The following is a 1,779-nucleotide window of genomic DNA, read 5'->3' on the forward strand; positions in this document are numbered from 1 at the left end:
GACTTGGGCCATTTAGTGCGTGTCGTGGATGGCGTCGAGAGCGGCCTGGAGATCGTCGGGTAGGGGGTCGGCGGCGGTGATGGTGTGGTCGCCGGCCCGGATGGTGATCGTGCGGTAGCGGCGGGCGGTCTGGACGAACTTCCGGATGCTCCAGCCGGTGGCTGTTTCGATCTGCCGGGCGACGGCGAGCGCGGCGAACACGATGGTGAGGTGGGCCTCGATCGAGGCGCGGGTGTGATGGTAGATCGGTCGGGCGGCGAGGTCGGACTTGCTCATCCGGAACGATTTCTCGATCTGGAGGAGCTGGCTGTAGGCGTGGATCACGCTGTCCGGGTCGGGGTTGGGCAGGTTGGTGACGTAGCCCTTGATCCCGGCCAGCGAGCGGGTCTTGGCTTCCAGAGTCCGGTTCACCGACTTCGCGGCGCCGGTGAGAGTGACGAACCGGTTGCGTTTCACCGCCGTCTTCCCGGCGACCGCCTTCTCGGCCTTGGCGACCTGTTCATCGATCCCGCGCAGGGTCCGGCGGGCCCGGTCGCGCCGGTAGGAGTAGATGTAGGTGTGGTCTTTCCGCTGGTCGGTGGGGCCGGCGGGCCAGGGCTGGACGAACACCTGCCCGTCGGGAAGGTCCTGGCCGGGATGCGCCTGCCGCCACGCTGTCACGACGTAGGGGATGTCGGGGACGCGGGCGCCGAGGATGAACGACAGGCCGGCGGCTTCGATCGCTCGCCGGTTGGCGTCGGAGACCATCCCGGCGTCGGCCACGACCGTGACGTCGCGGAGCTGGTGGGCGGCCAGGAACGCGGTCAGGACGGGGAGCATGGTGGTGGTCTCGGCCCGGTTGCCCTCGAAGGCGTGGACCATGAGCGGGAAGCCGGTGGCGTCGGTGAGCAGCCCGACGGTGATCTGGGGCTCGAGGCGGCGTTCCTTGGAGAACCCGGGCTCGCGGAAACCGTCAGTCTGGTCGGTCTCGAAGTAGAGGGTGGTCACGTCGTAGAGCAGGAACGTGGCCGGTCCCAGTCCGGCGTGGGCCGCGCAGGCGGTCGCCAGCCGCGTCCGCCATGTCCCGCCCGCCGGGTCCACCGGCCGCGGCGCCGGCTCCCGGCCCTGTCCACTTTTCTCGGCGGCCTCGCCGTCGCTGGTGGCGTCGATGCCGCCGGCGGCCGGATCGCTGGCGGTGTCGCCGCTGGTGTCGCTGGTGGTGGGGTCGGGTTCTTCGCCCGCGTAGAGACGCAGCCGGCGCTTGAGCGTCCGGTAGGACGGCGATGGGGCACCGGCCTCGTCCAGGACACGCAGGCTGTCGAGCTTGGACGTCGGCTCGATGATCCGTGCCAGCACCAGGGCCTTGAACACCTCGTCCCGGCCGGTGGCCGCCTCGAACCCGAGCCGGTCGTAGGCCGCGTCCAACGCGTCGAGGAGATGCCCCATACGCGACGAGGTGATCGGCAGCGGGCCGCCGGTGGGCGGGCTGTCGGGCAGCCGGAGGTCCAGCTCGCCCTGACCGGCGGCGATCCGCTGGCGGGCGGCCGCCTTGAGTACCTCGAGGTCCGCGTCGGTGTGCGCCGAGCCGATGTGCTCGATGTCCCGTGAGCCCCGGTGCTGCGAGTGCACGATCTGCACCGCCCGAGCGCCGGACGCCGTCTTGACCGTGCGGACATACGGAGCCACCCCGACAGGGTAGGAGGCCCCGCCCGACCCCTGATTAGTGCGTGCCCGCCAACCCGAAACCCCAGGTCACAGGCCCACAACCATCAAGATGATCAGATCTTGGCCCAAGTCGGG

General features: G+C 70.3%; 1 protein-coding gene. It reads right to left on the bottom strand.

Annotation, left to right across the window (positions count from 1 at the left end; translation table 11 throughout):
• Window positions 1-12 precede the first annotated feature (12 nt).
• Window positions 13-1,665: an IS1634 family transposase gene (locus tag AC5LUJ_RS19475; protein WP_493465448.1), complete on the bottom strand. Its 1,653-nt coding sequence runs from the start codon at window positions 1,663-1,665 to the stop codon at window positions 13-15.
• Window positions 1,666-1,779 lie beyond the last annotated feature (114 nt).

This window comes from Protofrankia sp. CiP1_Cm_nod3 (genome assembly GCF_982290655.1).